At 47.3% G+C, this 23,311-nt stretch carries 18 protein-coding genes; 5 read left to right on the forward strand and 13 right to left on the reverse strand.

Annotated elements, in window-relative coordinates; genetic code table 11:
• A partial coding sequence (locus L4C36_RS20595) for a sigma 54-interacting transcriptional regulator (protein ID WP_428479676.1) occupies positions 1-1,441 on the reverse strand: 1,441 nt, incomplete at its 3' end.
• Positions 1,442-1,631: 190 nt separating this feature from the next.
• On the opposite strand from L4C36_RS20595, the gene L4C36_RS20600 reads away from it, so the two are divergent.
• The 3 genes from L4C36_RS20600 (at position 1,632) to L4C36_RS20610 (ending at position 3,605) form a co-directional block, all read left to right on the forward strand.
• A complete protein-coding gene (locus L4C36_RS20600; protein ID WP_428479677.1) occupies positions 1,632-1,982 on the forward strand; it encodes a hypothetical protein in 351 nt (116 codons plus the stop codon).
• 66 nt (positions 1,983-2,048) lie between these two features.
• Positions 2,049-2,186 (forward strand): hypothetical protein, encoded by a 138-nt coding sequence (locus tag L4C36_RS20605; RefSeq protein WP_428479678.1) that lies wholly within the window; start codon positions 2,049-2,051, stop codon positions 2,184-2,186.
• Between the two features lie 96 nt (positions 2,187-2,282).
• Complete coding sequence (locus L4C36_RS20610; RefSeq protein ID WP_428479679.1) at positions 2,283-3,605, forward strand: MATE family Na+-driven efflux transporter; 1,323 nt, start codon at positions 2,283-2,285, stop codon at positions 3,603-3,605.
• Between the two features lie 217 nt (positions 3,606-3,822).
• Here the strand turns inward: L4C36_RS20610 and L4C36_RS20615 are convergent, their stop codons facing one another.
• The gene (locus L4C36_RS20615) at positions 3,823-6,888 is read right to left on the reverse strand and encodes an efflux RND transporter permease subunit (RefSeq protein ID WP_428479680.1); all 3,066 of its coding nucleotides are present in this window, start codon (positions 6,886-6,888) and stop codon (positions 3,823-3,825) included.
• Between the two features lie 33 nt (positions 6,889-6,921).
• Entirely contained in the window at positions 6,922-7,977 is a 1,056-nt protein-coding gene (locus tag L4C36_RS20620; protein WP_428479681.1) for an efflux RND transporter periplasmic adaptor subunit, read from the reverse strand.
• Between the two features lie 526 nt (positions 7,978-8,503).
• Between L4C36_RS20620 and L4C36_RS20625 the strand changes: the two genes are divergently transcribed.
• Entirely contained in the window at positions 8,504-9,274 is a 771-nt protein-coding gene (locus L4C36_RS20625; RefSeq protein WP_428479682.1) for a cold-shock protein, read from the forward strand.
• 50 nt (positions 9,275-9,324) lie between these two features.
• On the opposite strand, the gene L4C36_RS20630 is transcribed toward L4C36_RS20625, so the two are convergent.
• The 10 genes from L4C36_RS20630 to L4C36_RS20675 form a co-directional block, all read right to left on the reverse strand.
• On the reverse strand, positions 9,325-10,506 hold the full coding sequence (locus tag L4C36_RS20630; protein WP_428479683.1) for a YgeY family selenium metabolism-linked hydrolase: 1,182 nt from the start codon (positions 10,504-10,506) through the stop codon (positions 9,325-9,327).
• A 559-nt stretch (positions 10,507-11,065) separates the two neighbouring features.
• Positions 11,066-12,217 carry an iron-containing alcohol dehydrogenase gene (locus L4C36_RS20635; protein WP_428479684.1) on the reverse strand — a complete coding sequence of 384 codons (1,152 nt, stop codon included), beginning with the start codon at positions 12,215-12,217 and terminating at the stop codon, positions 11,066-11,068.
• A gap of 15 nt (positions 12,218-12,232) precedes the next feature.
• Positions 12,233-12,883 carry an L-fuculose-phosphate aldolase gene (fucA, locus tag L4C36_RS20640; protein WP_428479685.1) on the reverse strand — a complete coding sequence of 217 codons (651 nt, stop codon included), beginning with the start codon at positions 12,881-12,883 and terminating at the stop codon, positions 12,233-12,235.
• Positions 12,884-12,897: 14 nt separating this feature from the next.
• Positions 12,898-13,329, reverse strand: coding sequence for an L-fucose mutarotase (gene fucU, locus L4C36_RS20645; RefSeq protein ID WP_428479686.1), 432 nt, complete (start codon positions 13,327-13,329; stop codon positions 12,898-12,900).
• Positions 13,323-14,786, reverse strand: coding sequence for an L-fuculokinase (gene fucK, locus L4C36_RS20650; RefSeq protein ID WP_428479687.1), 1,464 nt, complete (start codon positions 14,784-14,786; stop codon positions 13,323-13,325). The genes fucU and fucK overlap by 7 nt, the downstream gene beginning before the upstream one ends.
• A 67-nt stretch (positions 14,787-14,853) precedes the next feature.
• Positions 14,854-16,602 (reverse strand): L-fucose isomerase, encoded by a 1,749-nt coding sequence (fucI, locus tag L4C36_RS20655; RefSeq protein ID WP_428479688.1) that lies wholly within the window; start codon positions 16,600-16,602, stop codon positions 14,854-14,856.
• A gap of 87 nt (positions 16,603-16,689) precedes the next feature.
• The gene (gene fucP, locus L4C36_RS20660; RefSeq protein WP_428479689.1) at positions 16,690-17,979 is read right to left on the reverse strand and encodes an L-fucose:H+ symporter permease; all 1,290 of its coding nucleotides are present in this window, start codon (positions 17,977-17,979) and stop codon (positions 16,690-16,692) included.
• A gap of 79 nt (positions 17,980-18,058) precedes the next feature.
• A complete protein-coding gene (locus L4C36_RS20665) occupies positions 18,059-18,814 on the reverse strand; it encodes a DeoR/GlpR family DNA-binding transcription regulator (protein ID WP_428479690.1) in 756 nt (251 codons plus the stop codon).
• A 424-nt stretch (positions 18,815-19,238) separates the two neighbouring features.
• On the reverse strand, positions 19,239-19,784 hold the full coding sequence (locus L4C36_RS20670) for a GNAT family N-acetyltransferase (RefSeq protein WP_428479692.1): 546 nt from the start codon (positions 19,782-19,784) through the stop codon (positions 19,239-19,241).
• A 227-nt stretch (positions 19,785-20,011) separates the two neighbouring features.
• The gene (locus tag L4C36_RS20675; protein WP_428479693.1) at positions 20,012-21,457 is read right to left on the reverse strand and encodes a glutathione synthase; all 1,446 of its coding nucleotides are present in this window, start codon (positions 21,455-21,457) and stop codon (positions 20,012-20,014) included.
• A 581-nt stretch (positions 21,458-22,038) separates the two neighbouring features.
• On the opposite strand from L4C36_RS20675, the gene L4C36_RS20680 reads away from it, so the two are divergent.
• Complete coding sequence (locus L4C36_RS20680; RefSeq protein ID WP_428479691.1) at positions 22,039-23,196, forward strand: cystathionine beta-lyase; 1,158 nt, start codon at positions 22,039-22,041, stop codon at positions 23,194-23,196.
• The last annotated feature ends 115 nt before the right edge of the window (positions 23,197-23,311 follow it).

A 23,311-nucleotide genomic window follows, 5' to 3' on the forward strand; every position in this document is an offset into this window, starting at 1 on the left:
GAGGTAAAGGATTAACTGGCTTTATTCGCCCTTTAAAATTCATCTCATTCCATATATTATTAAACTTATCTTCCACTGACGCCCCTGAAGAGATAGATTTAAATTCTAATATTCGCTGACTGATACGATCGAGTAAATCTAATGGCATTCTCTCCCTTAGTTCATCATGCTTAAGATTGCTCGCAACAATTAACTGAAACTGCGTTTTCTCAATTTTTGATCCACCTAAAGGTCGGTATGAAAAATCACCATTCTCATCTGTTTGAAGTGCTGTAAGCAGCATTGTCTGGGTTGCGTTGTCTAAATGATGAATTTCATCTAAAAAGAGTACTTTACCTTTGGCTCTTTCAAATGCACCTTTGCTATCATCACTCGCTCCAGTGAAGCTGCCTTTTTTATGTCCAAAAAGTTCACTACGAGCAAGTTCAGGATTACTTTGAAATTGAGCACAGTTAACGACTTCTATTCCCTCTTTTCCATAGATCTCATTCACTGATTTTGTTTTTCCACACCCTCGAGGGCCGAGTAAAAGAATAGTAAAGAAGTCACCCCACTCTTTATATTTATGTAACCATTTAACGGCATCTTTTTGGCTTGGTGATAGAGTATTAGAGGATTCATGTGTAACTAAATCAGATAGGAGATTTTTCCTAGTAATTTCAATTTTAACATTTGGGATCCTTTTATCTTGATTCCTAACACTTTTACACTTAATAAGTCTAGCCTTATTTAACCGAGGTAACGACCATGCTAGATAATGAAAAGCAACTTGACAAGTGGTTTGAGTTCCCCAAAGGTTGATATAAGTATTGTTACCTATAGGATGCTTCATCAACCAGTCATTTATCGCATTCACTGTTTCAAATTCTTCACTTTCAAACTGTTGATATGTGGCATTCAATGTAACAAATAAAATCTGTTCAGAATGTTTTTTATATATCGCAGAATTTTCTTTATACCAATCCACTTGAGTTTTGATCGTAAAATCGTTGATAACATGCCAAATATCTTTACGGTTTTTCCAATTGTCCTTTAACCATATGTAGTTAGGAAAGCGTTTATATTCCTTTAAATAGCCATTCAATTTTTCTAAATCACTTAAACTCTGACCACTAGAGGTAGATTTTTCTGTGATACTAGTTTTAATCGTTGATTGCTTTTGCTCAGATAAAAACTCCTTCCATTTAGAGTGTGTATCTGGATCATCAAAATAATCACCAGGCAACAAGTATATCGTTTTCTCTAAGTGGTTTAACTTTCCCGCTCCTCCTTGATCACCATAAAACTTATCATACATATCATAAGCATCTCTCTCCTTACATAGACTTTCATCAATCAGCTCTTTCTCAGAATAAGCGTCGTCAATCCCCTGTAATATGACATCAAAGTAACCCGTGCCGTGCCATTTCAAATATGGCGTGATAAATACAAATTTTTCCATCATCAACCTCCAATGCAATTTACTTAAAGGTAAACCACAATTCACATTTATGTGACTATATTTTATATAAAAACAGATCTATCAATATAAGCGACTGTTAAATAAGAAATAAAAAATACATCTAAACTGGCACTTATCTTGCTTTTCTATAAATATCTAATTAACGACTACATGAGTAAAGGAATACAAAATGAAGAGCTCAACGTGTTTTGGGAAAATTAACCAGCAACCACTTTCAGTATTTTCAATGGAGTGTTTGGCAAATGAAGCAGCAAAGCATGCTAATAACGAATATGGCAGAGATTTGGTCTCGTATCATTGTAATGTTTGCAGTCATTGGCACCTGACACCAAAAAGAAGACAAACACCAAGTCGAACATGTACATTTTGTAGAGGCGGCAATGGAGAATATAAAGAATTATACCCAACGAAAGAAGTTTCAAAGCAAAGAGCAAAAATCATAAATGATGAACGCTTCATCAAGCTAAAGTCCTATAAATGCCCACACTATGACGGCTGGCATTTAACGAAGGTCAAATAATTCATAGGTGATTTTCACAACGAATAGCAATACTTTCATTATAAGTAAAACAGTGAGGAATAGATAATGATAGACCCAACCGATATGTCACAAGATGAACTAGACCTTTGGTCTGACATAAATAACCCAAATAATGATGCTGATATGGATGATTGGGCGGATGCTCACAACCCTAACAATGATGACTATATAGAACACGAATAGTTAAGTTAAATTAAAATACAACCTATCACCGATGATGGTTACATTATAACAAACGATTCATCGGTGATATTTTCAATTAATTTCATGGAAGAATATATGGGTACACTGAGGAATATAAATTATAAGTTATGGATGGTTCTTATACTTACCAGTTTTATCCCACTTATCTACTCAACAAGTCGGATACATTTTTTAGGAGATATGCCTAATACTTGGTCATTCAGCATTGCAGCCCAAGTTGCGTGGTTAAATATTTTTTACGAAGTACTCAGTGAGGCACTTCTCATCCCTTTAGCTTTTATTTTAGGTGGTTCAATAAGCGACAACGTAAAATACCGAATAAGAATGTCTACATCATTTTCCATAGTGATGATTACTTACCTAATAGTTACTACTTACGTATTGATGTATACTCCTGATTTGGTTAAAACCATGGGACAAGAAGCACAGTTAGAACAGCAAACCATTGAATACATTAGATTGGAATCAATCGCAATTTTAATTTCTAGCGCATACGCTTTCTTCAATCTCACCCTCATATTAAAAAACAGCCAGAAAGCACTCTATGCTCTATTAATAATGCAAACCATACTTACAGTACTAGGAGACTACCTGTTTGTTAGTCAACACCAATATTCTCTAAGGTTAGGAGTCACTGGTATAGCCATTACCAATATCCTCGCCAACCTAATACTTTCTGTAATAGCAGTGCGATTTTTAACTAAGGAAGGACTAAAACTATCTAATTGTCAGTTTTCTAATCAACCGTGGATATTTACTTGGTTTAAAATTGGTTCAAAGTCAGGGATAGAGTCTTTCGTACGCAACTGCGCATTTTTAGTCATGATTTTACAATTAATTAATCAAGTACAACAAGCCGGAACATACTGGGTTACAAATAACTTTATTTGGGGATGGTTACTATTGCCCATATTGGCATTAGGCCAATTGATTAAGCGAGACACTGCTATCAATCATGGACTTAGTAGTGATAAAATTAATGGTTATTTTACATTAACATTCATTTGCATTTTATTTTGGTTTATTAGCCTGCCTTATTGGGAGTTATTTATCACTCACATAATGGGTATTGACAAGGCTGACGAAATAATTAGTTTAACTATGCTATTAGTCGGTTTCTATGTCGTATTTGCATTCAATAACGTTATTGACAGTTATTTCTATGGATTAGGTCGAACGGACTTAATTCTATATCAGTCTTTAGCCGTAAATATCCTGTTTTATGGTAGTGCTTTTATCGCATATCATGCTGGATGGTATACCCCTTCATTAGAAACAATAGCATGGATGTTTGGCTTAGGGTTGATATTTGATGCTGCAATAACATTTGGACTGTATCTATGGTTAAGACGAATACAGCAAACCTTCGTCTTACATAAATTGAGACTTGAGAGCTAATATGAAAAAACTAGTTTTATTAGGCATGCGGAAAGAGGCATTATCAATGCACACTACCGTTCAAATCAAGTCCAATGGAAAGATGTGAATAGATGGCTTAAGTCCTTTCTGATTACACTCTTTATTCAAGACGCATGACCAAACCATTACGCATTAAAATGCCAATAAAAAACCCGCCTTTCAGCGGGTTTTGTTGTTTATTGCATCTTGGTTGTTATCACGCTTTTTCGGCGTTACCGTTCGGCTTTATATTAAACAACACCGAATAGAGGAGCGGGACGATCACCAGCGTCAGCAAGGTAGCGAACGTTAAACCAAAGACAATAACGACCGACATGGATTTAAAGAACGCATCAAAATAGAGCGGTATCACCCCCAACACCGTGGTTAATGCCCCCATCATTACCGGACGAACACGGCTGGCTGACGCATCGACAATCGCATCAAATTGTGGCTTCCCTTCGGAGATTTCCAGATCAATCTGATCCACCAAGACAATGGCGTTTTTGATCAACAGGCCGGATAAAGACAGCAAGCCCAAAATCGCCATGAACTCCATCGGTGTGCCTGTGACCAACAGCCCTGCCACCACACCTACAATCGCGAGGGGCACAACCAGCCATATCACCAAGGGCTGCTTCACCGTCCCGAACAAGACGAAGACCACAATCACCATCGCCAGAAAACCCAATGGAATGGTAGACGCGAGGTTTTCATTGGACTCCACGGAATCCCCGTATTCCCCGCCCCATTCCAGTGAATAACCGTCTGGCAATTCAAGGGCTTCAATCTGCGGGCGCACACGGTTAAACACATCCGACGTTAACTCACCCGGCACCGGATCTGCCTGCACAATCAATTCCCAGTCACGGTTTACGCGGCGTACCAACCCATCTCGCCACACGGTTTTATACCCATTAATGACTTGATCGATAGGAATGCTTTCCCCCGTGATAGAACTGACAACAAGCACATTTCGGATATCTTCAATGCTCGACCGCTCGTTAGCCGTGGCGCGGGTAATAATCGGGATCAAGGTGTCCCCTTCACGGTACGCACCGACATTTTGCCCAGTAAAATTACGCTCTAATGCGGTCGCGAGATCTTCACGAGATACCCCGATACGTTGCGCCGCTTTTTCCGCATAAATCGGCTCAATAATCGGCACCGGCTGACGCCAGTTGTCTTTAATCGACAGCGCCTTGCCATCATTCACCAGCACACTCTGTGCTTGTTCAGAAATCGCTCTGAGCACCGTCGGATCAGGCCCGCTGAATTTCGCTTGAATCTTTGATCCGCCCCCAGGGCCTAACACAAACTTCCAGACCTTACCTTGGGCATCCGGAAAATGCTCATCGATATAGCCCTGAATTTGCGGTAGCAGCGCATCAATTTGTTTGTCATTTTGGGTTTTGACCAACAACTGCCCGTACGCCGAGTTGAGCGATTGCGGCGCATACACCAACATAAAACGTGGCACGCCACCGCCCACCGATAACTGCACATCGTCCACCCCGTCAAGGGATGCCACAAACTGATTCAGTTCCGCCATGTCCGCTTCGGTTTCAGTGATGTCCGTCCCTTGCGGCAACCAGTAATCCACCACAAACAGTGGCGTGGTAGACGCAGGGAAGAAGCCCGGCTTAACAAAACCAAAGCCCCATACCGACACCGCAAACAATGCGACAATGCACACAATCACTTGCACTCGTTTTTTCAGTGAGTACACCAGCAGGCTTTTGTACCCCTTGCTAAAACGGCCTTCCGGCTCTGCGCTGCCATCAGCGGTGTCCGTCGGCTCCTTAAAGAGCCAATAACAAAACAGCGGCGTTAACGTAATCGCGAACACCCAGCTATACAGCAACGAAATCAAAATCACCCAAAACAGGTGCCCAGTGTATTCCGCGGTTGACCCCGGTGCAAAGCCAATGGGCGCAAAGGCAATAATGCCGACCAAAGTGCCGCCCAGCAGCGGCCACATCGAACGTTCCACGACCTTCTTGGCAATCGCCAATTTCGACGCGCCGTTTTTAATGCCAACCAGGATGCCTTCGGTCACCACAATGGCGTTATCCACCATCATGCCCAAAGCAATGATCAGTGCCCCTAACGAAATACGGTGCATCGGGATAGACGCGTAATTCATGGTGGCCAATGTCGCTGAAATGGTCAGCAGCAAAATCGCGCCAATCACGGTGGCTGACTTCATGCCCATAAACAGAAATAGCGTCACAATCACAATCACCAGCGCCGCCGCCACGTTCAGTACAAAATTTTGTACTGAGGCATCCACAATGTTGGCTTGATGGTAGAACGCGTGCAGCTCCATCCCCATAGGACGCAGGTTGAGCGTGTCTTCCAGCGTTTGATCTATGTCTGCCCCAATCTTCACGATGTTACTGCCTAGCACCCCAGAGATACCGATAGCGAGCGCAGGTGATCCATTATATTGGAAGATTTTTTCATCCGGCTCTTGATAGCCACGGTAGATGTTAGCGATATCTTTCAGGTACACCAACTTACCGTTAGGCTCAGCGGCCACTAGCAGGTTTTTAATCGCCTCCACCGAGTTGATCGTATCACTCGGATCAATCACAAGGCGCTTCGTGCCCACCTTAATATTACCGGCAGACGCCACCGCATTTTGCTTAGATAATGCATTCAACACATTATCAAATGACAGGCCCAAACGTTTCACATCACTGCGGGAGATCTCGACATAGATGACCTCTTTTTTCGCGCCTTCAATCGTCACACGCGCAACGCCATCTACCTTTAATAAGGCACTTTGCAGGTTGTCGGCATAGTGTTTTAGCTCAACGTGAGTAAAGCCGTCCCCCGTTAAGAAATACAGCAAGCCAAACACATCACCAAAGTCGTCCGCCACGTAGGGCAGGCCAACGCCGGGAGGCAATGACCGCTCGGCATCACTGACCTTGTTTCTTAGCTTATTCCACACCAATTGCAGATCGCCACGGGTTGTCGAATTCTCGTATTTCACTTCAACCGTGATTTCCGATTTTCCGTGCGTCGAAATAGACCGTATTTTCTTAACTTCGGCTAACTGTTGAATGGCTTTTTCAAGGGGTTCTGTCACCTCTAACGCCACTTCATGGGGTGAGGCCCCCGGATAATGCGTGACAACAACCGCTTCGCGAATGGTAAACTCTGGGTCTTCAAACCGCGCCATATTTTGATAAGCGTGCCAGCCACCTATCAGCGTAATGAGGATCACTATCACGCTCAATACAGTTTTCTTTATCGTGAACTCAGCAATGTTCATAGTATTCGTCCATCGTTATAACGTAGCGGCCACTTACTTCCACTCTCTCACTTCCATGCCTTCAAACAGCTGGCTCACGCCCGCGCTCACGACTACATCGCCTTTGTTCAGTCCATCCATCACCGCGACATGTTCACCAATTTGATCGCTCAGTTCGACATATTGTTTGGCCACCGTCATTGTCGCGGCATCAATCAGCCAAACAAATGTGCCGTCGCTGTCTTGCCCTACCGAATCAATAGGCACGCTCAGTAACGCCGTCGAGGTTTTCCCTTCAATCGTGATATCGACCGAGGCATTCATGCCCGGCAAAATCAGGGTGTCTGTCGGGGCTTTGAACGCAAAGGTCAGCCCATAGGTTTGGGTGGTGGGGTCGGCAACCAAAGTGGCTTCTTTAAACTCGGCGGGGAAACGTTCTTCGGGTTGCGCGTCTAGCGATACCCAGCTTTGTGATGGTTTTTTATCAATGGAATTGCGGTGTAATACCGACAGGAATTTGCCCGGTACATCAATGGAGGCTTCTAAACTACCCTCACCAATTAAAATGGCCACGGTTTGTCCGCTAGCAATAACCTGCCCTTTTTCGATGAATGTCTGGGCGATAACGCCATCAAAAGGCGCTATCACGGTGGAGTCATTCAGGGCTTGCTCCGCACTGTCTAGCTGCACACGCGCCAGATCGCGCTCTGTCTTTTTACCTTGTAAGGCACTTTTAGATACCGCGCCGGTTTTCGCCAATTTCGCCACGCGTTGATATTCGTCTGACGCGACTTGGTATTGGGATTTGGCCTTGCTTAACGCATTGCGTAATTCGCGTTGATCAAGACGGGCGATGATGTCCCCCGCTTTCACTAACATGGCTTCTTTCACAGGAAATTCCGTGACCCGCCCAGTGGCCAGAAAGCTGATTTCTTTGAGATTTTTGCTTCTGATGATACCCGGAAAAGAGGCAGAAACATCGGTATTGGCTTGAATCACTTCAAACATTTTAACCGGACGTACAATCGCATTATTACTTTCTGTGGGGGGCGCTTCGCTGCAACCTTGAAGAAAATACAATAACGTTAATAGCAGCAAACGTATTTTCATAACAACATCTTCCTTGTGTTTGAAAGCCCCAAGGTCGTGGTGGATCCCATCCCTCAGTGCTTTCTGATAACCAACGACCGAGGTTAACACTCCGCTCAGTCAAAATTCACATAACACTATGATAAATTAATGTTTTTCACAATGCATTAACCACAACAACACCACATTAGCGACAGATTATGAGCAATATAGTGCGTGATTGTCTTTTAAATAGACTATCTCGCGATCTGCAAGACTAAAATGGGTTGGCAATGGGCATCAACTTAGGTGGGTGGGTGAGCAACGGCTGACACGGCGTATCACAAGCATTATCAATAAAGAACGCCCACCGTGGGGCGTGAATTCTACCCTTCCCCTACGACGATTGATCATCCCTTGCTCGCGTTACAAATAACTTTGACCGCTGCAGGGTTTTTCACGTTCCACATTGCTTACGCTATACCCACGAAGGATACTGCATTAAGGTTGCCCGCTATACACTGTCAGGGCATACCCATTTCATTTGTTTTGTGGAAAAGGACACGCCATGAGAGGGAACATCACCTCGTTTCTGCCCGAAAAAATGTACGGTTTTATTAAAGGGGATGACGGTAAGGATTATTTCTTTCATGCCAATGAATTTATCCAGCATGACCATCTCGACAAATTAAGTGATGACGCGTTTGTTGAATTTGACCAACAAGCGACCCCAAAGGGCTACAAAGCGAAACGCTGTCGCCTGCTTAACCCGGTCGAGATCCTCACTTATATCGAACCCGACCACTGTCTGACTTCAAGCACCCCTACGATTCATGGCTGGGAAGTGATTGAGCACGGGGAATGGTTTGTGCACGGTTCCTCTTCCGATTCAGCAGATGACGCAAAGAAGGATGTTATTCTCAGTGCCGAATTGCTCGGCGCTAACGCCATTGTGGATCTGGAATATTACAAAACGACCGGTTCAAGACTGGGACAAAGAAAAGGGACCTACTATTACACCGTCCACAATTTTCGGGGGCGTGTCATGACAGTCGCAAAACGTCATTCCCAAGGTACCTACCGTTCCGATGACTTACTGGGACTCAATCAACGCGCCGATGCGGTCAAAGTCGCCATGTCAGAAAAAACCGCAAAAAGTAAAAAAAAGAGAAATAGTGTGTGGCTGGTGGTATTGGCGTTATTGGGGGGATGCTGGCTGTCTCTGCCTTTCTTGTATACGTGTCTCTTTATACCCGCCTTCGTCACGGTGCTTTTTGTTTTTGGCTACGCCGACGATCACGATGCTTGGCTGGAGCCCGACGCGTCTTTTACCCCCTAAATCGAAAAAAGCCCCTGTCTCCAGGGACTTTATGAATACTGCTATGACACTTAAATGTTTCGCGCGATGTTGGCATAAATCTTCGCAGCTGCGACGATTTCTGCGGTATCACAGCGCTCATCTTTCTGGTGCGCTAAACGCAAGTCACCAGGACCAATACCGATGGTTGGCACTTGGTATTTGTCGTTTGTTGCGAAGCCATTGGTGCTGAATTCCCATTTGAACACTTCACCGTCACGGTGCAACGTATCTTTCATGGCCACTTGGCCCGCTTCTACCAATGGGTGAGAGCGGTCTGTTTCCCATGCAGGTAGGAAGGTGTGCAATACCACTTCTTTACCCGTGTAAGCGTAGCCCACTGCATCATAGATTTCCCATGTTGCATCAGTGCCTTCAACAATACGGTCCATCTCTTTTGCGACGATTTCTTCGGTTTCACCCAGTGCCAAACGGCGATCAAGGTAAATCGTACAGCGGTCAGGAACGGCATTCAGTGACGCTGAACGGCATTCGATGTTCGACAGAACCACAGAGCCTTTTTCGCTCACGCCCACTAGCGCATCAAATTCTTGCTGCTGACGTTCAACGTTGGCAATAATTTGATTCATTTTGTAAATCGCGTTCACACCGTTCTGCGGTTGAGAACCGTGTGCAGATTTACCCGCCGTGGTGATTTTGTACATCGCGCGACCACGATGACCGACAGCAAGACGCAAGCTGCTTGGCTCACCGATAATGCAGTAAGTCGGTTTAAGATCGTGCTCTTTCAATGCTTGGTAAAGCAATTCGCCGTCGAAATCTTCTTCCATTACAGAAGCCGACACCAACAGGGTTTTGCCTTCTAGCAAGCCACAATGCTTCATCGCATGCGCGCCGTATACCATCGCACACACTGACGATTTGGTATCAACACTGCCGCGTCCCCACAGCACGCCATCTTCAATGTGGCCACTGAACGGTGGATGTGTCCAATCGGCTTCATCCTTCGCATCAACGATATCGATGTGTGCATCGTACATGAAGACCGATTCACCATTACCGATGCGACCCAGCACGCTACCATGAGAGTCCACAAGGATCTCATCGTAACCCAGTTTTTCCATTTCGCGGATCACACACTCGGCAGCTTCACGCTCATCACCCGTCAAAGTTTTGCATTGAATAAGACGGCTGGTGAAGTCAATTAAATCGTCTTGAATACTATCCAGATATTCGTTGATAGGATTTGTCATTTCTGTTTTTCCATTACATAAAACTGGCGCTAATGTAGTGGGAAATTGAAAACTAAAACGTGATTGCCCTCACGACTATTTGAAAACAAGCGAAAAAACCTTAAAAATATTTTAAACCATCAACTTGAACGTTAATTCAACAACATGAGGCGCACTTACCCGCACGCAACGCAAACGATTGATTTTCATTGCAATAAGAAAGAACAGCCCCYACTCACGCTGTGATACACTGCACAATTTTGGGATATTCCCTCTCTGTAGTGCCGTTTCGTGAACGCGAGCTTTAAATAAAAACAAAATACCTATTTGGAATAAACATCACAGTATTTCAGGCGTCTTCGTTCCTACCTTTTAATGATGACAATGCTATTTCGTCGTTATAAAAAAGAAGAGTAACCTTACTGTCTGTCATGGACTAATTAAGCCCCTATAAGAAAGCCCCGTCATCCCACCAGCACGTTTTGCACAGGAGGATAACGGGGCTGTATTTTTGATAAAAGCTTATTGGATGACGTAAATAGCGATCATGTTGTGAATTCGCAAAATGCGCCCGTTATGATCACACCACTTGTACATACAAGTCGTGAATTTCAACATTGCTTGGTACACGTGGGTTACCGCCCAAACAAGGATCATTCAACGCTTTGCCTACCCACTGATCTAAGTCGATCCCTTCTACACCCATTGATGAGAAGCTGACCGGAATGCCCACACGTTGCGACAACATGAAAATAGCGTCAATGCAGGCGTCCGCCGCTTGAATGTCATCCATGTCTGTTACATCACAGCCCATCGAAACCGCAATATCACGGAACGGACGAGGGTTATCCTGCGCATTAAAACGGCACACATGTGGCAAGATAATGGCATTACAGACACCGTGTGGCAGGTTGTGGGTCGCCCCAGGTTGGTGTGCCATGGCATGCACTAAACCCAAGCCAGCACTGTTGAACGCCATGCCCGCCAAGAACTGAGCACACGCTAACTGATCACGCGCCTCCAGATTCAGGCCATCATCGACTGCCACAGGCAACCACTGCGTAATTAAACGAATCGCTTCTAACGCCGTTGGTTTGGTCAATGTATGGCTGCCGACCGACACATAGGCTTCTACGGCGTGCGTCAATGCATCCATCCCCGTGGCCGCCGTCACATGCGCGGGTAAGCCCAGCATCAAGGTCGGATCATTCACGGCAATATCCGGAATTTGGTGGTCATCAATAATGACCATCTTCACCTGCCGTGCTTCGTCAGTGATCACCGAGTTGGAGGTCACTTCCGCAGATGTCCCAGCGGTAGTGTTGATGGCAATAAAGAAATCGCCATCTACTACTACTTTTCCTATCCCTTCGTAGTCGCTGATTTGTCCGCCGTTAGAGGCAATGATGCGAATCGCTTTGGCGCAGTCGATGGCGCTACCACCTCCTACTGCAATCAAACAATCACAATCAGATGCTTGATACTGTGTGGCCCCTTTATGCACCAAGGTTGCGGTTGGGTTTGGCACGACATCATCAAACACCACGTATTCAAATTCCAGCGCTTCCAATGCGGTAAATAACGTGTCCAGCACACCGTAATCAAGCAGCTGTTTATCGGTAACAACAAACGCACGGGTCAGATCTTTTTTATGCCCAAGGTTAGTGATCGCTTCTTGCACTGCGCCTTCCCCGGCAATGCTTAATTTCGGTAATTTCAGTGAAAATGCCATGGCTACCGCTCCCCCTTACTTCTCAACCACGCGCAAGCCGTACGACTTGAACTTATCCAATACCACATCCATGTCGGCATCCGACAACACAGGTACGTCAGCTTGTACGGCCAACGTTTTCAGGTATAGCTCAGCCAACACTTCCACTTCATGGGCCAACCACAAGGCTTTCTCTAATGTCGCTTCTGCCGCGATCAAGCCGTGGTGTTGCAGCAAAATCGCTTTACTGTCTTTAATGCCGGCTTCCACGTAACGCGCCAACTCGGTGCTACCGAACGTCGCGTAAGGCACACACGGGATCACTTTGGCGCCAGACGCCGCCACCATGTAATGAATGGCTGGAATAGACTTGTTTAAAATCGCCACCGCGGCACAGTTAATCGCATGGTTGTGCACGACCGCTTCCACATCCGGACGGCTCTGGTAGCAGGTCAAATGGAACATCCACTCACTGGATGGCAATTTACCTTCTTCAAAGCGGCCATCGGCATCCACATACACAATGTGATCCGGCGTCAGTTTGTCATACGGAATGCCGGTTGGCGTGATCAACATGCCGTCTTGGTATTTCACACTCACGTTGCCAGCCGTGCCTTGGTTCAAACCAAGACGGGTCATTTCAAGGCAAGTATCGATAATTTCTTGAGCAAGTTTGATTCGGTTCATAATCTATTGTCCTATTAACAGGTTGTGACGCCTTTTTTAATGATGATATTGCCGTACTTGGCCGTTTCTCCGGACAGCACAACCGCAAAGCAAGATGTCGCACGCTCATAGAAGGCAAAGCGCTCAACACGTTCAATGGCATCGCGACTGACGTTCTGCGCCTGCATCGCCGCGAGGTATTTTTCTTCCACGCTCGGGTCAAGTTCATCGCCGGGTACCGCCTGCATCATGGCAATCGGCTGGGCGACGTACTGATCCAATTCCATTAGCGGAGCAATGCCCGCCAGCAAGGTGTCAGCCCCTACCCCATCCGCACGGATCACGCAGCGGTTARAGGTGTGAGCGGGAAAATGTGCATCGGCAATCAAGAGTTCATCGCCGTGTCCCATTTCGCACAAAACTTTAAGCAATTCAGGGCTAATAGCGGGGTGAATACCGGTTAACATGTCTCCAACTCCTTCTGACATTGTTGCTGTAACGGTGATTGTGGCTGTAACTCTGACTGTGGAAGTATCACGGTAAAATTCGGTTTCATTGCCGCTTGTGCGTCGGTGATAGAGGGATACACCCCCGCACCAGTAAAGGCATACATCGCCGCCCCAAGCACCGTGGTTTCCGCTTGTTCCACGACCTTCACAGGTAGATTCAAGGCATTGGCTCGCAATTGATTCCACAAGGCATTTTTCGAGCCACCACCGACCACTATCAGGCTGTCGGCTTTAAAATCACTGGCTTGTTCCAAGTGATGAAGACTACGTTTCAATTGCTCCACCAGCCCTTCTAACGCTGCACGATAAATATGACCGCGGGTGGTGTTGATCGTCAGGCCTTGTACACTGCCGCCCTGCGCAAAATGCGGATCAACAATGACGCCATTGCAGCCCGCCGGAATGGCTGACGCTTCATTGATCATGGTGGTGTACTTCTCAGCAGAGGTCGCAACATCGGCATACACGGTATTCGCAATCCACTCCATCACTGCGCTAGATAGCCATTGAATGCCCGGGTTATACAGTTGCCCGCTAGCATCAAATTCAGCCGTAAAGCCTGCGGTGAACCATGCTGGCTGCACCGTTGGCTGACTAACACGTGCCATCAATATTTCCCACGTGCCGGAGCTTAAAATGGGCTGCGATTCCTGTGCACCTGAGCCCACTAACGCAAACTGGGTATCATGACCGGCAGAGATCACGGCAACATGGGCGGGTAAACCTAATTCGTCCGCAATAGTAGGAAGCAATTGACCGACGGAGTCACCCGCATCCACAAATGCAGGGAAGTGTTCCGGCGTTAAACCCAAATAGTTCAAGGTATTGGCAGACCAGTCACGGCTCGACAGCGTCGTCATCATGGAGGTACCCGCCATGGTACGGTCGGTGCTCATTACGCCCGTTAAACGATGGGTCAGCATGGATGAAATAAACAGCCATTTGTCCATCTTGGCGTAGACAGCTGGCTCATTCTCTTTCAGCCATTTGAGCTTAAACAAGGTATTGAAACTGTAATTACCCACGCCACTTTCGGTGAAGACCTTATCGATGCCCAATTCCTGAAGGGTTTGTGGCATCACTTCTTGGGTTCGCGGACATTTCCAGGAAATAATCGGATAAATTTGCTGACCATCGGCATCAAACGGGGCGCCATCCACCCCGAAGGTGGTGACGGCAACGCCTTGAATGTCTGCGATATTGATCTGCTGAGTCACTTGCTGGCAGCAAGTCACCAATTTTTGCCAAATCGCATCAAAGCACCAAATGTGGTATGTCGCTTTGTCTGTCGCATGGCCAGTCGGGGTGGACGTTTCGTTTTTAATGTAGTGTGACGCTTGAATCTTGCCGGTGTGATCAATGGCGATTGCGCGAACGTTCGTTGCACCACAATCCAGAATAATCGATAGACTCATAACCACTCTCTTCAAAGAAAGGGGGGAACGGGTGCTCCCCCCCTTGGCCTAGATGATGACTGCGTGCTTACTTATACAGTGCACTGAAGTTCTGGCAGGCACGGTAGTCTTGACCTTCCGCATCCTGACCGAACGCTGACCAAGTATGTGGACGGAACACCTTACCGTCTTCCACGTTATGCATTGCGACAGGAATGCGCAGCATTGAAGCCAGTGTCAGCAAATCAGCCCCCACGTGACCGTAAGTGATCACACAGTGGTTCGCGCCCCAGTTCGCCATCACGGAATACACATCTTTGAATGCCCCTTCCCCGGTTAAGCGAGGCACAAACCATGTGGTTGGCCAAGTTGGGTTAGTACGCTCATTCAAGACTTCATGCACGTTCATTGGCAGATCCATTGAATGGCCTTCTGCGATTTGCAGGACAGGCCCCAAGCCTTTGATCATGTTGACACGGTGCATGGTGAATGGCATGCCGCCTTTGGTCAGGAAGTTGGATGAGAAGCCGCCGCCACGGAAGTACTCCACGTCTGCTGGTGGCCAGCAGGTTGCTTCCAGACACTTATTGGCATCTTCTGCCGTCATGTCCCAGAACGGTTTGATCACCGGATTACCTTCGCCATCACGCGCTTCACCGGCACCGTCTAGCGCTGCTGAGCCCGAGTTCACCAAGTGAATGAAACCGGAATCAGGACGGAAGCCACTCACGCGCTCTACCGAGTCTTGTGACCAGTAAGTACGTACGTCACAAAAGATTTGTGATTGGCCCGTTAGCAACTTACCAAACAACATGTTTACGCCGTTCAAGCTGTCGTTTTCTGTTGCAACTGCCAATGGTTCACGGATACCCGTCCAGTCAAACGACGAGTTCAGAATAGCTTCCATGAAGTCGCCGTTAGGCAGGTGATCCGTCCAATGACGCTGGCCTTGGAAACCGCTGACAATCGCGTTATGCCCCAACGCTTCTTCGCCGAATCCCATTTCAGCCAGTTTCGGGTTACCTTGCATCAAGTCGCGGACAATCATGGTCATCTTCACCACGGTTTCCCAATCCTGCTGCTTGCGGGCATCATCCATTGGCTGCTTGTTGTAATCTTTCCCTTCACGGCAGTTTTCTTTCGCCCATGTCAGGGCAATTTCAAACTCTTCGTGGTCGTAAATTTCACGGTCAAGACGGCGTTTAATTTCCGACATATCAACGTATTCATTACGCATGCCGAGGTATTCTTGGAAGAATGCAGGATTCACGATAGAGCCCGCGATCCCCATCGATACCGAACCGATCGACAGATAGGACTTACCACGCATTGTCGCGACCGCTAAACCCGCACGGCAGAAACGGATCATCTTGTCTTGCACGTCTGCTGGGATGCTGGTGTCGCTGGCATCTTGTACTTCTTCACCGTAAATAGAGAAGGCAGGCAAACCCAATTGTGAGTGCGCCGCCATGGCAGCAGCCAAGTAAACGGCCCCCGGACGTTCCGTCCCGTTAAAGCCCCAAATCGCTTTTGGCATGTGCGGATCCATGTCGATGGTTTCTGTGCCATAGCACCAGCAAGGCGTCACCGTCAGTGATACACCGACATTTTCACGTTTGAACTTCTCGGCACAGCGAGCGGCTTCTGCGACCCCACCGATCGTGGTATCTGCAATCACACATTCAACACGGGCACCGTTAATGTGGCGTAGGTTTTCTTCAATGAAAGCCGCTGCCGATTTCGCCATGTTCATGGTTTGTTCTTCAAGAGACTCACGTACACCCATACGGCGACCATCAATTGTTGGGCGGATACCAATTTTGATTAAGTTAGACATATCGTTACCTTTTAAATTATTGAATTTTTTTAAATTAAGAATGCAGGTTCAGAGATTACGTAAAGCGATAGATTTAGCGCTGTGTGCTTAGGCTTTACACCCCTTAGCACCGAAGTAAATCAGGTACATAAAGCTCACAAGCGGGATAACGAATGCGGCTTGAATACCGTAGCTGTCAGAGATATGACCCATGATGGCGGTCAGCACGGCACCACCCAGAATTGCCATGATGAGGCAGCTACCGCCGAACTTGGCGTCTTGTCCAAGGTCACGCAGTGACAAGCCAAAGATGGTTGGGAACATCAGTGACATACAGGCTGAGATACCGACCAGTGCATAAACCCCTGCGGTGCCGCCAATCGTAATCAGAATGAACGTGAAGATAGTTGCCAGGGTCGCCAGTGCAGAAAGCAATTTCTCAGGCGCGATGTACTGCATCAAACCGACACAGATAAAGCGGAAGGCACTGAAAGTAATGATGGAAATCAGCAAGTAAGTCGATGCATCCGCTTCCGTCCCGCCCACTTGGGTCATCACGTAGCGAATCGTCCAAGACCAGCAACCAATTTGGGCGCCAACGTAGAAGAACTGACCGATCACCCCGCGGACAAAGTGTTTCTTCTTCATCAAGCGGCCGAAAGCGTCTTTCAGTGAGCCCTGTGCGACATCCACCGCATCACTGGCTTTAGGCATTTTGGTCAGGGCAATCGCAATCCACACACAGATAATCACGGCAGCCACACCCAGATAAGGCATCATGACGGCGTTCAACTCAGCAGTTTGAATCGTCGCAAGTTGCTCCGCGGACATTTGCGCACGTTCCGTATCCGTCGCCGGATTCAACTGTGACAAGATGTAGAACTTACCGATCACCACACCGGTAATAGAACCGACCGGGTTAAAGGCTTGCGCAATATTCAGACGACGTGTCGCGGTCGCCTCTGGGCCCATGGCAATAATGTAGGGATTAGCACTGGTCTCGAGGATAGACAGGCCACCGGCAAGCACAAACAAGGCCATTAAAAATGGCATGTATGCCATCGCTTGTGCCGCTGGATAAAAAAGTAACGCTCCCCCCGCAAATAACCCTAAGCCTAATAACACACCGGCTTTATAGCTGTAGCGTTGAATAAAAATCGCCGCGGGTAATGCTAATACAAAATAGGCACCGTAGAATGCAGTCTGCACTAAGCCTGATTGCATATCCGTTAGTGTGAACACTTTTCTAAATTGAGCAATCAACACATCCGTCATATTATTTGCCAAGCCCCAAAGGGCAAAGCAGCTAGTTAATAAAATAAAGGGGATGAGTACCGCTTTTGGGATCACTTCCTGTTTATTTTCATTAYGTATGGGGGCATGTAGGGTATCAGTCACAATAATTTCCTTTATTAAAGATATACAGCATCCACGCAAAAACAGTAGGGATGTTTTTGCTACCTTTTATTGCTATTTATTATTGGTTGATCAGAACAATATTGTACTTTTCTTCAAGGTATTGCTTTGTTTCACTTTCGAGCGATATATTTGTCACCAAATAATCGATATCTTTGGTATCACAAATTTTGAGTAAACTTTTTTTCTTGTATTTGGTTTCATCCGCAATGACGATGGCATGATCAGCCACTTCGAGTAGCATCCGCTTGATGTCTAGATTGATTTCATTGGAATCCCAGATCCCTTTATCAAAATCAAACCCGCTACATGAGATCACACTGAAATCTAAATTTAATTTAGCAAGTGCTGTTTTCGTCAATGACCCGTAAAAACCTTCATATTTAGCGGAATATTCTCCCCCTAAACAAATAACTTTAATATTGTCTTTTTTAGCCAGTGTCGCGACAGCATTCATGGAATTTGTCACGACAGTACACGGAATATTGGGTAGTTCTTGTGCAAATAACCAACTGGATGTACTGGCATCTAAACCAATCATTGCACCTTCAAACATTTCACACACGATTTTTTCGACCAAGGTTCTTTTTTTATTTACGTTCGCTTTTGAACGATTAATAAAAGATGTCCCTGCATCGTCAGCTTGATAGCTGATGGCTCCACCGTGAACACGAATTAATTTACCTTTCTTTTCTAAATCTTTTAAATCACGGCGAATGGTTTCCAGTGAAACATTATATCGGCTCGAGAGGCTAATTACTGTCGCACTGCCGGTTTCATCTATTTCTGCGCTGATTTGTTGTTTTCTAATATTCATCTTACCCTCCCGAAGACAGAGCAAGTATTCAAAAAAACGTCCCTCAGAGATGCGGTGTACATCACACTCCGCTCTATGTTGTGGTACAAATTTGAGCAAGATCACCCTTATTGACAAAAATACGACCACAAAAACAAACATTCTCAGTCATAAAAACCAGACTTCATGCCCGATTTTGTCAAAAACCACGGGAAACGGGCAAAAAGCCACAAAAACGGGCGTGAATACCGTGATACAGGCGAATTCAGTCATGCGACAATCCACAAACGGGCAAGCACAAAAAAAGTAAAGAGAAAAATGAAAAATAAAGAATGGGCGCAATGCGTATGAGCCGGAAACAGGCCGGTTCAAAACAACAGAGAGAACAGGGAGAAAAACAGAAAGCCAGAAAAACGAGAGACCGCTATAGAACAGAATGCATCCCCTAAAACGGCACGCCCACCAGCTGCACGTCACCAGTTGGCCATGGCTGGTTCAGTTCGACATACATGCCATCACTAATCGGCACCCACTCTCCGTAACGGTTTATCATGTACAACTTGTCGGCGTTGCGATACTCACTGCCTTGGTAGAATTGCGCGGAGCCAAACAGAAAGGCGAATGCATCCCCCGCTGCTTGTCGATCATGGTGGATCCGCCTCAACATCTGTTTCACCCAGCCTTGCTGACGGTACGCCGGTAGCACGCACACTTCCGAAATACCGCCAATGGCATACGGCACACCGTCACTGACCAATGCTTTTTCATGGACCGCCACTTGGCCCACTAACTGATTATCGGTACTCCATAATAAATAGCGGTGCTGCGGTACATCACGCACATAACGCTGCGTTTTGAAAATCTGGTCTTCTTCACCGGTAAAACACGTGCTGAGCAAGATGCGCAGCTTTTTATCCAGCACCTCATCGACATCCTCATCACGCTTGTATTCAATAAACAGGGATTCCACATCGAGACATTCTACGTACATCACCCATTCTCCTTCTATCGAGCCATTACCCGTCATCGATATCACGTTATTCTCCGCTCACTCAATGCTCAGTCCGTCGTTCACTGGCTGGCGTCACACTTTTTACCCCATAAAAAAAGCAGCGTGTTGAGTCACCTCATACACGCTGCTTGTTGTCCCACACCGAAGCGGCGAAACGCGCGCCGCCAAGTCAGTGAATTGGCGTTAAGGGATACATTGCGCTGGGCTTAATCAATCAGGGTCAATGAATCCAAAATGCCTTTGCCGCTGTGAATGCCGCCTTCGTTTTCACTGGCCGGTTTACTGCGGATCAAATACCCTGCATAGCCGTCCAGTTCGGTCACGGGCTCACCATTGAAATAGGCGGTGAACAAACCAATTTCGCTGACCAGATCGGTCACCAAGCTTGGCTGACTGTCACGGACGGCGACGGTCGGCACGTCGCGCTCGTGCGGGTATAAACGCTGCATCAACGCCCACGCATCATGATCGTCTGCGGGTAACTGACGGAGTGTGTCCGCAATATCCGCCCCAAACACACAATGGCCACCGCCTTCCCCTTGGTTTTTCAGCACCCACTCTGCTTGATTAGCCTGCGTGGTAAACCAGTGAATCGTATCGGCGTTCACCGGTTTCATCTCGGCCAATACGCTTTTGATCAACGCCGCTTCTTCCAAGCTGATATCCCAACGGGCATAGTCGGCGGCGGGCATCATGGTTAACTGCATTTGCATTGACTTACTGGTCGCCAATTGCTGGCTGATGGTCGCGTTCACCGCCACGTGATGCTGTTCAATGAACAGACGTGTTTGGCTCAACGTATGGCAGCAAACCGGCTCATTCAATTCCGGCGCGCAATAGTCGCTGTACTGGTAGCCCGCGCGAAGATACACCACGTCTATCGGGCCGATATCCGCCAATAGCAACCGCTGATTTTCGCCCGTGGCTAATTGGCTGCTTAATTGTTCAAAGGTACGACGCACCGTACGCACACCCAACTGCTGCAACGCCACTTCCAACAAATGCTGGTCATACACATTGTCTTCGTTCTTTTGTACCACCATCAAGAACGTGGGTTTGCCCTCGCCATTGAAATCAGCCTGTACCCGTTTCGCCGCCGTGGCAATCGCTAACGCCAATTGGGTTAAGCCTTGATTCTCGGCGGGGGTGGCCGTTTTATCTTCCAGCCAGTGTTGGTACACCTGCGACCATTGATCTTGCAGATATGCGTGAAACTCGGTGGCACGCTGACCAAATGGACCCATGCCTGCCGCAATGCCGTTAAATTCGATCACTTTGGCCCCATGCTGGCGATCATCCATAAAGTCGGTACGCATCAATAACAATGGCTGACGGGCAGGATGCAACCGTGCCGTGGCGTTCCAGTGGGCTTGCAGATGCAACGCCAATAAACGCCCGAAAAACGGATCCGCCTTGCCCATATCACGCAGTGAGGCTTGCAGAAAATCATGATCGTCCGACACGCGACTGATCAGCTTGGTGATCAGGGGCGTCACACGACGCAGATGCTCGAACACGTCGCGCTCCATCGTCATCGGTGCCAAACTGAACGGACAGTGGCGAGCGGTATTGTCTGCCTGACGGAAAGCGACCCCGTGCATAATGGCCCATTCACAGGCGTCTTCAATCATGGACGCAGCCGGCAGTGACATCGTCTCGTTATTCGTTGTGTTGTTTTTCATCATCGTACTATTCGTTATGTCGTTATGTCGTTATGGCTTTACCTATCAAGACGCCTCGCGAGAGAAAAAGACGAAAAATAATTCTGCTTTTTTGGAAATAATAGTCCGAGAGGCCGAAAACACGATCAATGACGAAGGCCTCCCCAAACAAAACGTGATGCAGGTTTGTCGCCACGTCTAAAAAGCCACACGTCTACGGTGATGCTGAAAAAAATATCGCCCTTCGGTGAGAATATTTCTCGCACCCTACTCACACTTCTCTGTCGAAAAATGGCCTTGATGGATCCCTCTTTCAGCACGCGTATTCTTACGCCCTCTTTGGCGACAAGCCGCAGCCAGCTTGGTCTGGCACCTGTTTTACACCAGCGAGCCCCCACGAATTCAGGCAATAACGCCGGTGTGATCCAGGGCGCGATAACATACCGACGCGCAAGAGGGCAGATGCAAAAATTTCTCAAAAGCACGCCCTTTTTCGAGCGCCATTCTCACGTTAAGCCAAATAGTATAGTCAGCATATTCACTATTCAGCATGACCGATTTGGAGCAAACACATGCATTGGCAGAGCAGACTCGTACAACCACAAACACTGGCAGCACCGGGCTTTGAATCTTTAGCGACCCCTACCTACCGCGGGTCAACCGTCTTGTTTAATAAACAAGCGGATGTGGTTGATGCTTGGGACCAAGCAAAAGGCGGTTACAGCTACGGCCTGTACGGTACACCAACCACACTGGAATTATCGGGACGTATTGCACAGCTAGAAGGCGCATTGCACAGCTTCGTGGTACCGGGCGGCCAAGCCGCGATTGCCTTGGTGTATTTCGCATTATGTAAAGCAGGCAGCCACGCATTAGTACCGCATAACGCGTACGGTCCGAACAAAGAAATGGCACAAGGCCTGCTAAAAGGGTTGGGCATTGACGTTGAACCGTACGACCCACTTATTGGCGCCGGCATTGCCGACCTTATCCGTGACAACACCGCGTTGATCTGGGTGGAAAGCCCGGGCTCTGTGACCATGGAAATTCAAGATGTGCCGGCTATCTGTGCCGCGGCACATGAGAAAGGCGCCTTGGTTGCTATCGATAACACCTACGCTGCTGGCGTGTTGTTTGATGCCTTCGCCCACGGCGTCGACATCAACATGCAAGCACTGACCAAATACGTTGGCGGTCACAGTGATCTGCTACTGGGTACGGTTTCTGTCAATACGGAAGCGTTGAAAGAACAAGTCGGCGGCACCTTCAAGCAGCTGGGGCTTGCGGTTTCTCCGGACGATTGCAACCTTGCCCTACGCGGCCTGCAAACCCTTGGTTTGCGCTTGGCACACCTTGAGAAATCGACATTGGAAGTGGCGGAGTGGCTATCCAACCATCCGGCTGTGTCGCAAGTCTTCCACCCTGCATTCCCGTCTTGCCCAGGTCATGAGATCTGGAAACGTGATTTCACAGGGTCAAGCAGCGTGTTCTCTTTCTTGTTCAGCGACGACTACACCGCCGAGCAAGTGGAAGCCTTCATCGACACCCTTGAAATGTTCAAGATCGGGATGAGCTGGGGCGGCGTCACCAGTTTGGCGCTGGTCTACCCGAACATCGAACGTCCGGGCAAAGATTACGCGGGTCGCTTGGTGCGCTTGAACATCGGCCTTGAGCACACACCAGAGCTGATTGCGGATCTGGAACGCGCCATGGTCGCAATCACTCAGTAACCGCAGGTTACAGCCATACCGATACACCGCCTTGGTGACGCCACTCCCTCAATCGGCGTCATCAAGGTTTCCCCTCTCCATTTCAAATCGACACGAATTCAAATGGGGTCAGTGG

Source organism: Photobacterium japonica (genome assembly GCF_050337005.1).
GTDB lineage: Bacteria > Pseudomonadota > Gammaproteobacteria > Enterobacterales > Vibrionaceae > Photobacterium > Photobacterium japonica.